Below are 13,235 nucleotides of genomic sequence, written 5' to 3'. Positions count from 1 at the left end.
GCTCGTCGACGCGGGGCGACTGCGGCGCAGCAGCAGCGCGGCAGCGCCGCAGCCGCAGCGCGGCGCTCAGCCCTGGTCCGCGCGGAGCGCCCCCGTCTCGCGGAACGTGTCGGCGATCTGCTGCGCCTGGGCGGACACCAGCCGGCGGTAGAGGTCGTACGCCGCCTCGACCCGGCCGGGCAGGTCGCCGCGGCTGCGGGCGAGCTGCCAGTCGCGCTTCGCCGCCGCGATGTCCGCGTTGGTGATCACCACCCGCGACTCGTCCTGTTCCGCCATGCCCCGAAGTTTGCGTCCGTTTTGCCCGTTATGCGATAGACCGTCGGGGTGAACGGGGGCGCTGACCCGGGTGAACTCCGTCGTGGGCCCGGCGCAGGGGCTGCGGCGAACCCCGTCGGGCCCGGGGCGGACCGCTCACCGCCCGCACCCGGACCGTTCGTCCTGCGGACCTGGGGGGTCCCCTGGCACGCTGTGCCCAGGACGCGGCAGACCGCCGCCGACACCGACCGCCCCCCGGAGGACTGACGCGCATGAGGATCTGGCCCGGACGCCCCTACCCGCTCGGCGCGACCTACGACGGCAGCGGCACGAACTTCGCCCTGTTCTCGGGCGTCGCCGAGCGCGTCGAGCTGTGCCTGTTCGACGAGGCGGGGAACGAGACGCGGGTGGACCTGCCGGAGGTCGACGCGTTCGTCTGGCACGGCTACGTCCCCGCGCTGCAGCCCGGCCAGCGCTACGGGTTCCGCGTGCACGGCCCGTACGACCCCGCCCAGGGCCACCGCTGCGACCCGTCGAAGCTGCTGCTCGACCCGTACGCCAAGGCCATAGACGGGCAGATCGACAACGACCCGTCGCTGTACTCGTACACGTTCGGCGCCGAGGACGAGCGGAACACCGACGACTCCGCCGGCCACACCATGACCTCCGTCGTGGTGAACCCGTACTTCGACTGGGGACACGACCGCCCGCCGCAGCACGAGTACCACGACTCGGTCATCTACGAGGCGCACGTCAAGGGCCTCACGCAGCTGCACCCGGCCGTGCCGGAGGAGATGCGCGGTACGTACTCCGCGCTCGCGCACCCCGCCGTGATCGAGCACCTGACCAGCCTCGGCGTCACCGCCGTCGAGCTCATGCCGGTGCACCAGTTCGTCAACGACCCGTCCCTGCAGGACCGCGGGCTGTCGAACTACTGGGGCTACAACACGATCGGCTTCTTCGCGCCGCACAACGCCTACGCCGCCTTCGGCAGCAACGGCCAGCAGGTGCAGGAGTTCAAGGCGATGGTCAAGGCGCTGCACGCCGCCGACATCGAGGTCATCCTCGACGTGGTCTACAACCACACCGCCGAGGGCAACCACCTGGGCCCGACCCTGTCGTTCCGCGGGATCGACAACGCGTCGTACTACCGGCTCGTCGACGGCGACCAGGCGCACTACTTCGACACGACCGGCACCGGGAACTCGCTGCTCATGCGGTCCCCGCACGTGCTGCAGCTGATCATGGACTCGCTGCGCTACTGGGTGCAGGACATGCACGTCGACGGCTTCCGGTTCGACCTCGCGGCGACGCTGGCCCGCCAGTTCCACGAGGTCGACCGCCTGAGCGCGTTCTTCGACATCATCCAGCAGGACCCGATCATCTCCCAGGTCAAGCTCATCGCGGAGCCCTGGGACCTCGGCGACGGCGGCTACCAGGTCGGCGGGTTCCCGCCGCTGTGGTCGGAGTGGAACGGGCAGTACCGGGACACGGTGCGCGACTTCTGGCGCGGCGAGCCGTCGACCCTGGCGGAGTTCGCCAGCCGGCTGTCCGGGTCCTCCGACCTGTACGAGCACACCGGCCGCCGCCCCATCGCGAGCGTCAACTTCGTCACCGCGCACGACGGCTTCACGCTGGCGGACCTCACGGCGTACAACGAGAAGCACAACGAGGCCAACGGCGAGGACAACCGGGACGGCGAGAGCCACAACCGGTCCTGGAACTGCGGCGTCGAGGGCCCGACGGACGACCCGGAGGTCCTGGACCTGCGCGGCCGGCAGCGCCGGAACTTCCTCACCACGCTGCTGCTGTCCCAGGGCGTGCCGATGATCCTGCACGGCGACGAGATGGGCCGCACGCAGCAGGGCAACAACAACGTGTACTGCCAGGACGACGAGCTGTCGTGGCAGAACTGGGAGCTCGACGAGCACGACACCGAGCTGCTCGAGTACGCCCGCGCCGTCGTGCACCTGCGCAAGGACCACCCGGTGTTCCGCCGGCGCCGGTTCTTCGCGGGCGCGCCCGAGCGGGGCGGCGAGTCCGACCTGCGCGACATCGCGTGGCTGTCCCCGGCCGGCACGCACATGTCGGACGCGCAGTGGCAGGAGGAGTTCGCGCGCGCCGTCATGGTCTTCCTGAACGGCGACGCGATCGCCGAGCCCGACCTGCGGGGCGAGGAGATCGTCGACGACTCGTTCCTCGTGCTGTTCAACGCGCAGCCCGAGCCGGTGCAGTTCACGCTGCCCGACGCCGAGTACGGCGAGACCTGGACCGTCGCGCTCGACAGCGACCACCAGCTCGAGCCGGGCGACGAGCTGGCGCACTCGACGACGATCGAGATCGCGCACCGGTCGACGGTCGTGCTGTCCCGGCCGCCGGTCCAGCAGGTCGACCCGATCACGCAGGCGCCGGCGGTCACGACGCTCGCGGACGGCGCCCAGCCCCCGGCCACGTCGGGCGCGCCCGGCACCCCGGGCGGCCCGGCGACCACCGGCGCGGCGGGCGGCGCGTGACCGTCGACCGCGGGACCGAGCCCCGCACCCCCAGCCGCCGCCTGCCCGCCCCGGGCCGGCCGGTGCCGACGTCGACCTACCGGCTCCAGCTCGGCGCCGACCTGACGCTGGACGACGCCGCCGACCTGGTCCCGTACCTGGCGGACCTCGGCGTCACGCACGTCTACCTGTCGCCGATCCTGACCGCGGCGCCGGGCTCGACGCACGGCTACGACGTCGTCGACCACGACGAGGTCTCCCCCGTCCTCGGCGGCGAGCCGGCCCTGCGCCGGCTCGCCGACCGGGCGCACGCGGCGGGCCTCGGCCTCGTGCTCGACATCGTGCCCAACCACATGGCGGTGCCGACCCCCGCGTGGCACAACAAGGCGCTGTGGTCGGTGCTCGCCGAGGGCCCGGAGTCGCCGTACGCCTCCTGGTTCGACGTCGACTGGTCGGCGGGCGAGGGCGACGTGCTCATGCCCGTGCTCGGCGACCGGATCGGCGCCGTGCTGGCCTCCGGCGAGCTGCACCTGGAGCACGAGGTCGTCCCCGGCCACGGCGACGAGCCGCAGCCGGTGCTGCGCTACTACGACCACGCGTTCCCGGTCCGGCCGGGCACCGAGGCGCTGCCGCTGGCCGAGCTGCTCGAGCGGCAGCACTACCGGCTGGCGTACTGGCGGGTCGCCGACGAGGAGCTGAACTACCGGCGGTTCTTCGACGTCGGCACGCTGGCCGCGATCCGGGTCGAGGACCCCGCCGTGTTCGACGCGACGCACGCCCTGGTCCTGCGCCTGCTCGACGAGGGCGTGCTCGACGGCCTGCGGATCGACCACCCGGACGGCCTGGCCGACCCGGGCGGCTACCTGGAGCGGCTGCGCGAGCGCTCCGGCGGCGCGTGGGTCGTGGTCGAGAAGATCCTGCAGGGCGACGAGGAGCTCCCGGCCGACTGGGACACCGCCGGCACCACGGGCTACGAGGCGCTGTGGCGGATCCAGCAGGCGTTCGTGGACCCGGGCGGCAGCGCCCGGCTCGGGGCGCTCATGCACCGGCTGACCGGCGAGTCCTCCGACGCCCTGCCCGAGGTCGTCGACACCGCCAAGCGCGAGATCGTCGACCGGGCCCTGTACGCCGAGGTGTACCGGCTCACCGAGCTGGCCGCCGAGGTGTGCCGCGGCGACCTGCGCCTGCGGGACCACACCTGGCGCTCGCTGCACGACTGCCTGGTCGAGCTGCTGGTGGCGATGGACCGGTACCGCGCGTACGTCGTGCCCGGCCGGACCCCGCACCCGGCCGACGTCGAGGTGCTGGAGCACGCCGCCCGGATCGCCCGCGCCCGGCTGCAGCCCGAGCGCGCCGCCACGATGGACGTGCTGGTCGACCTCCTGCTCGGCCGCGAGGTCGGCAGCGCGGGCCGCACCCGGGAGCCGCAGCGCGACGAGCTGGTCGTGCGGTTCCAGCAGACCTGCGGCGCCGTGATGGCCAAGGGCGTCGAGGACACCGCCTTCTACCGGTGGACCCACCTGGTGTCGCTGACCGAGGTCGGCGGCGAGCCCGAGCGGTTCGCCCTGTCCCCCACCGAGCTGCTCGCCTGGGCGGTCCGCGCCCAGCAGCAGACCCCGCTCGGGATGACCACCCTGTCGACGCACGACACCAAGCGCAGCGAGGACGTCCGGGCCCGGCTCGGCGTGCTGTCCGAGCTGCCGGTCGAGTGGGCCGAGCTGGTCGGGCGGCTGCGCGAGGCCACGGCCGCCTACCGGAGCACCCTGCTGGACGGCCGCGCCGAGAACTTGCTGTGGCAGACCCTCGCGGGCACCTGGACCGCCGAGGGGCCCATCGCGGCCGAGCGGCTGACCGAGTACCTGACCAAGGCGGTGCGCGAGGCCAAGGACCGCACGTCGTGGACCAGCCCGGACGAGGCGTACGAGCGCGCGGTGCTGGACGTCGCGACCCAGGCCCTGGCCGACGAGCGCGTCGGACGGCTGCTCACCGACTGGGAGCACCGGACCCGGGACGCCGTGCGCGCCGCCACGCTCGGCCAGAAGCTCGTCCAGCTGACGCTGCCGGGGATCGCGGACGTGTACCAGGGCACCGAGGTGCCCGCGGTCGCGCTGGTCGACCCGGACAACCGCCGGCCCGTCGACCACCCGGCGATCGCCGCGCGGCTGGGCCGGCTGGACGAGGGCGCGGGCGCCCGCGACCTGGCGGACGAGAAGCTGCTGGTCACGTCGCGGGCGGTCCGGCTGCGCCGGGACGTGCCCGAGGCGTTCGTCGGCCCCGGCGCGGGCATCGTGGCGCTGCCGCACTCGTCCGGCCACGTCCTGACCTACGCCCGCACCGCCGACGGGGAACCGCGGGTCGCCGTGATCGCGACCCGGCTGGCCGCGATGGTCGACCGGCTCGGCGGCTGGGGCGAGCACACCGTCGCCCTGCCCGAGGGCGACTGGCACGACGTGCTCGCCGACCGGCCCGTGGACGGCGGCGTGCAGCCGCTGTCCGACCTGCTCGACCGGCTGCCGGTCGCCCTGCTCGTGAGGAGGACCGACGCGTGACCGAGACCCGCGCCGACGACCACCGCCGCACCGTCCGCCCCGGCGAGGTGTGGGCGCCGCACGCGACCGCGGTCGCGCTGCACCTCCCCGCCGCCGACGACGCGGGGGCCGAGACGGTCCCCCTGACGGACGCCGGCGGCGGCTGGTGGACCACCGACCGCGACCTGCCGCACGGCACGGACTACGCGTTCGTGCTCGACGGCGGGGACCCGCGCCCCGACCCGCGCGGCCCCTGGGCGCCCGCGGGCGTGCACGGGCCGAGCCGGGTGTTCGACGCGACCCGGCACGCCTGGTCCGACGACGGCTGGGCCGGCCGCGACGTGCGGGGCGCGGTCGTCTACGAGCTGCACGTCGGGACGTTCACCGCCGAGGGCACGCTCGACGCCGCGATCGGGCGGCTCGACCACCTGGTCTCCACCGGCGTCGAGGTCGTCGAGCTGCTGCCGCTCGCGCCGTTCAACGGCGAGCGCGGCTGGGGCTACGACGGGGTCAGCCTGTACGGCGTGCACGAGCCGTACGGCGGCCCGGCCGCCCTGCAGCGGTTCGTGGACGCCGCGCACGCCGCCGGGCTGGCGGTCTGCCTGGACGTCGTGCACAACCACCTCGGGCCGTCCGGCAACTACCTGGGCGAGTTCGGGCCGTACTTCACCGACGCCCACCACACCCCGTGGGGCGCGGCGATCAACCTGGACGGGGACGGCGCGGACGAGGTGCGCCGGTGGATCGTGGACAGCGCCCTGCGCTGGTTCCGGGACTTCCACGTCGACGCGCTGCGGCTGGACGCCGTGCACGCGCTGGTCGACGACTCGCCCCGGCACGTGCTCGCGCAGCTGTCCGACGAGGTCGCGGCGCTGGCCGCCGAGGTCGGGCGCCCGCTGTCCCTGGTCGCCGAGGTCGACCTCAACGACCCGATGTCGGTCACCCCGACCGCCGAGGGCGGCTGGGGCATGACCGCGCAGTGGGCGGACGACGTGCACCACGCGCTGCACGCCCTGCTGACCGGCGAGCGGCACGGCTACTACGTCGACTTCGGCGCGCCGGAGACGCTGCGCAAGGCGTACCGCGACGTGTTCGTGCACGACGGCGGGTACTCGACGTTCCGCGGCGAGGACTGGGGCCGCCCCGTGCCCCCCGAGGTCGACGGGCACCGGTTCGTCGTGTTCGGCTCCGACCACGACCAGGTCGGCAACCGGGCGCTCGGGGACCGACCGTCGGACGCCCTGGACGACGGCGCGCTGGCCGCGTCGGCCGCCCTGGTGCTGCTGTCGCCGTTCACGCCGATGCTGTTCATGGGCGAGGAGTGGGGCGCGCGCACGCCGTGGATGTACGTGACCGACCACCCCGAGCGCGAGCTCGCCCAGGCGGTCCGCGAGGGCCGGTCCCGGGAGTTCGGCGGGCACGGCTGGGCGGAGATGTACGGCGCGGACGAGGACACCTTCGAGGTCCCCGACCCGCAGTCCCCGGCGACGTTCGAGGCCGGCCGGCTGGACTGGGACGAGCCGACCCTGCCGGGCGGGGTGCGGATGCTCGACTGGTACCGGACGCTCGCCCGCCTGCGCCGCGAGGTCCCGGACCTGGCGTCCGGCGACCGCACCCGCACGGACCTGACCTGGGCGGAGGGGGCCGAGCCCGTCGACGGGGCCTGGGCCGACTGGCTCGTGCTGCACCGCGGCGGCGCGCGCGTGGTCGTCAACCTCGCGGACGCCGAGCGCACGGTGCCGCTGGGGACCGACGACGAGCTGCGCGTGCTGGCCTCGTGGGCCACGGCCCGCGTGGTGCAGGCCGAGGACGGCGACCGGCCGCAGCTGCTCCTGGGCCCGCGCTCGGTGGCCGTCCTGGCCCCCTGACGTCGCCCGTCCCCCTCGAGTGGACGATCTGGCCCGACACGTCGAGGCGTCTCGGGCCAGATCGTCCACTCGTCTCCAGCCGGGGTGAGGCACACGAGAGCGGGCGCGTCAGGCGCGGGCCGCGGCCTCCTGGCGACCGCGCTCGGCCAGCGCGCCCAGGCGGGACAGCGCGCGGTAGTACTTCTTCCGGTACCCGCCCGCGAGCATCTGCTCGGTGAACAGCACCGACTCCCCCGCGCCGCCGAGCAGCACCGGCACGTCCCGGTCGTACAGCCGGTCCACCAGCGACACGAGCCGCAGCGCGACGTCCTGGTCCGGCACCGGCCCCACGCCGGTCAGCCCGACCAGCGCGACCCCGTCCAGCAGCGCCCCGTACCGGGACGCGTGCACGGTCGACAGGTGCGCGAGCAGGTCGCCGAACGCGTCCAGGGTCGCCCCCGGCACCCCCGCGACCGCCGCGCGCACCGCGTCGTCGGACAGCCCGGGCGCGTCGGTGACCGCCTCGCGGCGCCGGTAGTCCTGGCCGTCGATCCGCAGCACCTCGAACCGGTCGGACAGGTCCTGGATCTCGCGCAGGAAGTCGTCGGCCGCGAACCGGCCCTCGCCGAGCGACTCGGGCAGCGTGTTCGACGTCGCGGCGAGCGCCACGCCCCGGTCGGTCAGCTCGCGCAGCAGCCGGGACATCAGGACGGTGTCGCCGGGGTCGTCGAGCTCGAACTCGTCGATGCAGACGAGCTTCCGACCGGCGAGCGCGTCGACCGTCGGCCGGAAGCCCAGCGCGCCGACCAGGTTGGTCCACTCGACGAACGTGCCGTACGCCGCGTCCTCGGGCCCGACGGCCGCGGCGAGCGACGCGAGCAGGTGCGTCTTGCCCACGCCGAACCCGCCGTCCAGGTACACCGCGGGCACCGCGGCGGGCTTCCGCCGGAGCCGGCTCAGCAGGCCGCCGGAGCCGCCCGACGTCAGCGTCGCCGCGACCTCGCGCAGCCGGGCCACGGCGGCGGCCTGGCTCGGGTACTCCGGGTCGGGCACGTAGGTGTCGAACGACTCGCCGGCGAAGTGCGGCGGCGGGACGCGCTCGGCCAGCAGGCGGTCGCGGCCGACGTCGGGGCGCCGGTCGGTCAGGCTCGCCGTCGTCGGCGTGGCGGGGCTGGTGCTCACGGCGGCACAGCCTAGGCCGGGCGCGGCGCGGCGGCGACACCGGCCCGCGACGCCCCGCGCTCCCGGCCGCCGCTAGCCTGGCGCGCATGCCCCGCGAGCTCCCGCCCCTGGACGTGCTGCTGCCCCTCGACCGCGCCGGCGCGCGCCTGGCGCCCGAGCCGGGCGAGCCGGCGCTGCACGACCTGTACGCGCACCCGGCCCCCGCCCCCGGGCGCCGGTCGGCGGTGCGGGCCAACATGATCGCGACCGTCGACGGCTCCGCCCAGGGCCCGGACGGCCGGTCGCGCAGCATCAACGGCCCGGCCGACTGGCGGGTGTTCCGGGTCATGCGCGCGGTCGCCGACGTGGTCCTGGTCGGCGCCGGGACAGCCCGCGCCGAGGGGTACACGCCGCTGACCGTCCCCGCCGACCTGCGCGAAGCCCGCGCGGCCCGCGGGCAGGCGCCGGGCCTGGAGCTCGCGCTGGTCACGGCGTCCGGCGAGCTGCCCGAGGGCCTGCGGGGTACCGACCGCCCGCCGTACGTGGTCACCGTCGCCGCCAACCCGCGGCTGGCCGGGCTGCGCGCGGAGCTCGGCGACGACCGGGTGCTCGTGGCCGGCGAGGAGGACGTCGACCTGGGCGCCGCGGTCGGCGCGCTGGCCGACCGCGGCCTGACCCGGGTGCTCGCCGAGGGCGGCCCGCGCCTGCTCACGGACCTGGTGCGCGCCGGGCTGGTCGACGAGCTGTGCCTCACCACCAGCCCGCTGCTCGTCGCCGGGCCGGGGCTGCGCGCCGTGCAGGGCCCGGAGTGGCTGGAGCCGCTGCCCGCGCGGCCCGCGCACCTGCTGCACCACGACGGGATGCTGCTCGGCCGCTGGCTGCTCGACCCGGCCGGCTGAGGGACGCCGCCCGGGTGAGCAGCGCCGACGCCCGCTAGGGTCGATCCGTGACCGACACGATCCTGGTCCTCACGGAGGACACCCTCGCCGCCGCCGACGTCGCGCACATCGTCTCGCTGCACGACGGGGAGTCGCTGCAGTACCGCGTGCTCGTCCCCGCCGACACCGAGCGCAACGTGCTCGTGTCCCTCGTCGACCAGCTCAGCATGGGCGAGCTCCGCGAGGCGCTCGACACCGTGCTGGGCCGCGAGCCCGAGCCGGCCGAGGCCACCGCCGACGCCGCGGAGCAGCTCGCCGACAGCCTCGCCGCGTTCGCCGACGCGGGCGTCGCCGCCACCGGCACCGTCGTCGACGACGACCCGCTGCCCGCGCTGCGCGCCGCCGTGGCGTCCGAGGGCGCCCGCGAGGTCGTCGTCGTGACCTACCCGCACGCGCTCGAGGACACCTTCCACCGCGACTGGGCGTCCCGTGCCCGCGACGAGCTGCAGGTGCCGGTGCTGCACCTGTACTCGGGCACGTCCGAGCTGGGCTGACGCCCGCCCCACGCACGACGACGGCCGGCGTCCCCGAGCGGGGGCGCCGGCCGCCTCTTCGTCCCGGTGCGGGGCGTCAGAACCCCGTGCTGGTCGGCTCCGGGTAGTACCGGCGGAACTTGCGCACCTGGTTCAGCCCCGCGGCCAGCACGTACCAGCGCCGCTTGAGCCCGGCGTCACGGCGGTAGCGCAGCGGGTGCGCCACCCGCCCGGCCTTGATCAGCCCGCGCACCTTCCCGGCCAGCGCCGGGTCCAGCACGTACCGCAGCAGCAGCCGGTGCGGCAGGATCGAGTACAGCACCTCGGTGTCGACCACGACCGGCTCGACCGCCCGGTCCAGCACCCGGTCCTCGACCAGGAACCGCGCGACGTTCGCCCCGGCGGCCGTCACGTAGTAGTTGTTCCGCCCGATGCGGGGATTCACCTCGAAGAACCGGAAGGACCCGTCGCGCGGGTCGACCTTCACGTCGAAGTTCGCGAACCCGACGTAGCCCACGCCGCGCAGGAACGCGGCCGCCTGGTCGAGCATCCCCTGCTCCCGGGTCACGACCATCGCGGCCGGGTTGCCCAGGCCGGACGGCGTGTGCTCCTCGAGCAGCACGTGCGCGGACGCGAGCAGCGTGATCGACCCGCGCGAGTCGACGTACGCCGTGATCGACCGCATCTGGGTGTCGTCGCCCGGCACCAGCTCCTGGACGACGAACCGCCCGCGGTAGCCCGCGCGGCGCAGCGACGCCCACAGCGCCTCGAGCTCGTCGGGCGAGGAGATCTCGAAGACCTTCTTCTTCCCCGCGAACTCGACCTCCTGGTAGTCGGCGCTGCTGGCCGCCTTGGCGATCAGCGGGTAGCCGACGTCCACCGGGACCGGCGCCCAGGCCGGGTCGTCCGCGAGCGCGAAGTCCTGGACGATCGTCCGCGGCACGGCCAGGCCGAGCTCCGTCGCGATCTCGGCGAACGTCGCCTTGTCGGACAGCCGGTCCATCAGCTCCTCGCCGAGGAACGGCACCACGTAGTGCGGTTCGAGCTCCGCGCGGTGCTGCACGACGACCCGGACCAGCCAGTCCGAGTTGGCCAGCAGCACGAGCCGCTTCCCGGCCTGCTCGCGCGCCACCTCCAGCACGGCGTCGACCAGCTGGCGCGGGTCGTGCCCGTCCGCGACCAGCCGGTTGTCCACGATCCGCGAGTCGGCGACCGGCCCGAGGGCCGCCCCGCTCACCACGATCGACCGGACGCCGTACTGCTCGTGGAACGCGCGTGCGAGCGCGTACACGCCGATGTCGGCGCCGAGCATGACGGGCTGCAGGTCGGGCAGGTGCGCCGGCGCCGGCGTCGACGCGCTCACGCGGTGTGCTCGGCGCGGTCGCCGGACCACTCGGTGTGGAAGGTGCCGGGCTTGTCGACGCGCTTGTAGGTGTGCGCGCCGAAGAAGTCGCGCTGCGCCTGGATCAGCGCCGCCGGCAGCCGCTCCGCGCGGACGCCGTCGTAGTAGGACAGCGAGGACGCGAAGGCCGGCGTCGGGATGCCCGCCAGCGCGGCCTGCGCCACGACCCGGCGCCACGCGGCGACACCGTTGCCGACGGCGCCGGTGAAGTACTCGTCGGCGAGCAGCAGCGGGAGCTCGGCGTCGCGCTCGTACGCCTCGGTGATCCGGTTGAGGAACCGGGCGCGGATGATGCAGCCGCCGCGCCAGATCCGGGCCATGGCGCCGCGGTCGATGTCCCAGCCGTTCTCGGCCGAGGCCGCCGCGATCTGGTCGAAGCCCTGCGAGTACGCGACGACCTTCGACGCGTACAGCGCGAGCCGGACGTCCTCGATGAACGCGTCGCGGTCGGACACCTCGAACGCCCCGGCGTGCGCCGGCAGCGTGCCGCGGGCGGCCTCGCGCTGCGGGACCGAGCCGGACAGCGCGCGGGCGAACGTGGCCTCCGCGATGCCGGTGATCGGCACGCCCAGGTCCAGGGCGTTCTGCACGGTCCAGCGGCCGGTGCCCTTCTGCTCGGCCTGGTCGAGCACGACGTCGACGAACGCCGACCCGGTCTCGGCGTCGACCTGGGACAGCACCTCGGCGGTGATCTCGATGAGGAACGACTCCAGGTCGCCCTCGTTCCAGGTCCGGAAGATGTCGGCGATCTCCGCCGCGCTCGCGCCCAGGCCCTGCTTGAGCAGGTCGTACGCCTCGGCGATCAGCTGCATGTCGGCGTACTCGATGCCGTTGTGCACCATCTTGACGAAGTGCCCGGCACCGTCGGGGCCGACGTAGGTGCAGCACGGCACGCCGTCGACCTTCGCGGAGATGTCCTCGAGGATCGGGCCCAGCACCTCGTACGACTCGCGGGAGCCGCCCGGCATGATCGACGGGCCGTTGAGCGCGCCCTCCTCGCCGCCGGACACGCCGGAGCCGACGAAGTGCAGGCCCTTCTCGCGCAGCGCGGCCTCGCGGCGGCGGGTGTCCGGGAAGTGCGCGTTGCCGGCGTCGATGACGATGTCGCCCTCGTCGAGCAGCGGCACCAGCTCCTCGATGACCGCGTCGGTCGCCGCGCCCGCCTTGACCATGATGATCACCTTGCGCGGCCGCTCCAGCGACGCCACGAACTCCTCGGTGGTCACCGACGGCACGAACGTGCCCTCGTCGCCGTGGTCCGCGATCAGCGAGTCGGTCTTCGCCTGCGAGCGGTTGTGCACCGCGACGGTGTAGCCGTGCCGGGCCAGGTTGCGGGCGAGGTTGCGGCCCATGACGGCGAGGCCGGTGACGCCGATCTGTGCGGCGGGTGCAGACATGCGCGGGTGCTCCTTCGAGGGGGTGCCAGGGCAGCTTCACCCTAGTCCGCACCCCCCGCGCCCGGCGTGCCGCGCCCGCAGGTCGAGAGCGTCGCCCCTACGCTCGGCGCTGTGAGCACCGGCCCCCGCGACGCGCCACCGGAGTTCCTGCGCGCCCTGCGGTCGCTGCGGGGCGTGACCCTGCGACCCGAGGTGTCCCTCGAGGAGGCGCCCGGACCCGCCCGCATCGCCCCGTACACCGCCGCCCTCGTCGCCGACGTGCGCAGCACCCGCCGCGACCCCGAGGCCGACGAGCTCGCCTCCGGCCGGTTCGTCGTGCTGCACGACCCGGCCGGCCAGGAGGCCTGGGACGGCGCGTTCCGCCTGGTGACGCTCGTCCGCGCGACGCTGGAGCCCGAGGTCGGCCAGGACCCGCTGCTCGCCGAGGTCGCCTGGAGCTGGTTCTCCGACGCGCTCGCGTCCGCCGAGGTCGACGCCCGCGCCGCCGGCGGCACCGTGACCCGGGTGCTGTCCCAGTCGTTCGGGGCCCTGGACGAGCGCCCCGAGCTGTGCGAGCTCGAGCTGCGCGCCTCCTGGACCGCCCGGGACGAGGACCTGGCGCCGCACCTGCGCGCCTGGGGGACCCTCCTGTGCACCGTCGCCGGGCTGCCGCCGCTGCCCGAGGGCGTCGTCGCGCTGGCCCCCCGGCGGTAGGGCACGGCGACGGGCGCGCGATCTCACCCGTGACACGCGGGTCACGGCC

General features: G+C 74.8%; 10 protein-coding genes. 6 read left to right on the top strand and 4 right to left on the bottom strand.

Features of this window, described 5'->3' with window-relative positions:
- Positions 1-66: 66 nt before the first annotated feature.
- On the bottom strand, positions 67-276 hold the full coding sequence (locus Cpa01nite_RS15965) for a hypothetical protein (protein ID WP_203669757.1): 210 nt from the start codon (positions 274-276) through the stop codon (positions 67-69).
- A 251-nt stretch (positions 277-527) separates the two neighbouring features.
- Here Cpa01nite_RS15965 and glgX point away from each other — a divergent pair, with 251 nt between their 5' ends.
- From glgX to treZ, 3 genes are read left to right on the top strand one after another with little or no spacing between them, the layout of a single operon-like run.
- Positions 528-2,768 (top strand): glycogen debranching protein GlgX, encoded by a 2,241-nt coding sequence (glgX, locus tag Cpa01nite_RS15960; RefSeq protein ID WP_203669755.1) that lies wholly within the window; start codon positions 528-530, stop codon positions 2,766-2,768.
- Positions 2,765-5,296 carry a malto-oligosyltrehalose synthase gene (treY, locus tag Cpa01nite_RS15955; RefSeq protein WP_203669753.1) on the top strand — a complete coding sequence of 844 codons (2,532 nt, stop codon included), beginning with the start codon at positions 2,765-2,767 and terminating at the stop codon, positions 5,294-5,296. Before glgX ends, treY begins: the two co-directional genes overlap by 4 nt.
- The gene (treZ, locus tag Cpa01nite_RS15950) at positions 5,293-7,143 is read left to right on the top strand and encodes a malto-oligosyltrehalose trehalohydrolase (RefSeq protein WP_203669751.1); all 1,851 of its coding nucleotides are present in this window, start codon (positions 5,293-5,295) and stop codon (positions 7,141-7,143) included. The genes treY and treZ overlap by 4 nt, the downstream gene beginning before the upstream one ends.
- 108 nt (positions 7,144-7,251) lie before the next feature.
- On the opposite strand, the gene zapE is transcribed toward treZ, so the two are convergent.
- Positions 7,252-8,304, bottom strand: a complete 1,053-nt coding sequence (zapE, locus tag Cpa01nite_RS15945; protein ID WP_203669750.1) for a cell division protein ZapE — start codon at positions 8,302-8,304, stop codon at positions 7,252-7,254.
- Positions 8,305-8,390: 86 nt separating this feature from the next.
- Between zapE and Cpa01nite_RS15940 the strand changes: the two genes are divergently transcribed.
- The gene (locus Cpa01nite_RS15940; protein WP_203669743.1) at positions 8,391-9,182 is read left to right on the top strand and encodes a dihydrofolate reductase family protein; all 792 of its coding nucleotides are present in this window, start codon (positions 8,391-8,393) and stop codon (positions 9,180-9,182) included.
- A 47-nt stretch (positions 9,183-9,229) separates the two neighbouring features.
- The gene (locus tag Cpa01nite_RS15935; RefSeq protein WP_203669742.1) at positions 9,230-9,715 is read left to right on the top strand and encodes a hypothetical protein; all 486 of its coding nucleotides are present in this window, start codon (positions 9,230-9,232) and stop codon (positions 9,713-9,715) included.
- Between the two features lie 76 nt (positions 9,716-9,791).
- On the opposite strand, the gene Cpa01nite_RS15930 is transcribed toward Cpa01nite_RS15935, so the two are convergent.
- Positions 9,792-11,057 carry a carboxylate--amine ligase gene (locus Cpa01nite_RS15930; protein ID WP_308439394.1) on the bottom strand — a complete coding sequence of 422 codons (1,266 nt, stop codon included), beginning with the start codon at positions 11,055-11,057 and terminating at the stop codon, positions 9,792-9,794.
- Positions 11,054-12,493, bottom strand: coding sequence for an NADP-dependent phosphogluconate dehydrogenase (gene gnd / locus Cpa01nite_RS15925; protein ID WP_203669740.1), 1,440 nt, complete (start codon positions 12,491-12,493; stop codon positions 11,054-11,056). Before gnd ends, Cpa01nite_RS15930 begins: the two co-directional genes overlap by 4 nt.
- 111 nt (positions 12,494-12,604) lie before the next feature.
- Between gnd and Cpa01nite_RS15920 the strand changes: the two genes are divergently transcribed.
- Positions 12,605-13,186: a DUF3000 domain-containing protein gene (locus tag Cpa01nite_RS15920; RefSeq protein WP_203669738.1), complete on the top strand. Its 582-nt coding sequence runs from the start codon at positions 12,605-12,607 to the stop codon at positions 13,184-13,186.
- Positions 13,187-13,235: the final 49 nt, after the last annotated feature.

Origin of the sequence: Cellulomonas pakistanensis (assembly GCF_016862755.1) — a bacterium.
Lineage (GTDB): Bacteria > Actinomycetota > Actinomycetes > Actinomycetales > Cellulomonadaceae > Cellulomonas > Cellulomonas pakistanensis.
This window is presented reverse-complemented; position numbering and strand designations above follow the sequence as displayed.

Coding starts and splice junctions, on each gene's coding strand:
- Cpa01nite_RS15965 (WP_203669757.1), bottom strand. CDS start 276: ATGGCGGAACAGGACGAGTCGCGGGTGGTGATCACCAACGCGGACATC.
- Cpa01nite_RS15940 (WP_203669743.1), top strand. CDS start 8,391: ATGCCCCGCGAGCTCCCGCCCCTGGACGTGCTGCTGCCCCTCGACCGC.
- glgX (WP_203669755.1), top strand. CDS start 528: ATGAGGATCTGGCCCGGACGCCCCTACCCGCTCGGCGCGACCTACGAC.
- gnd (WP_203669740.1), bottom strand. CDS start 12,493: ATGTCTGCACCCGCCGCACAGATCGGCGTCACCGGCCTCGCCGTCATG.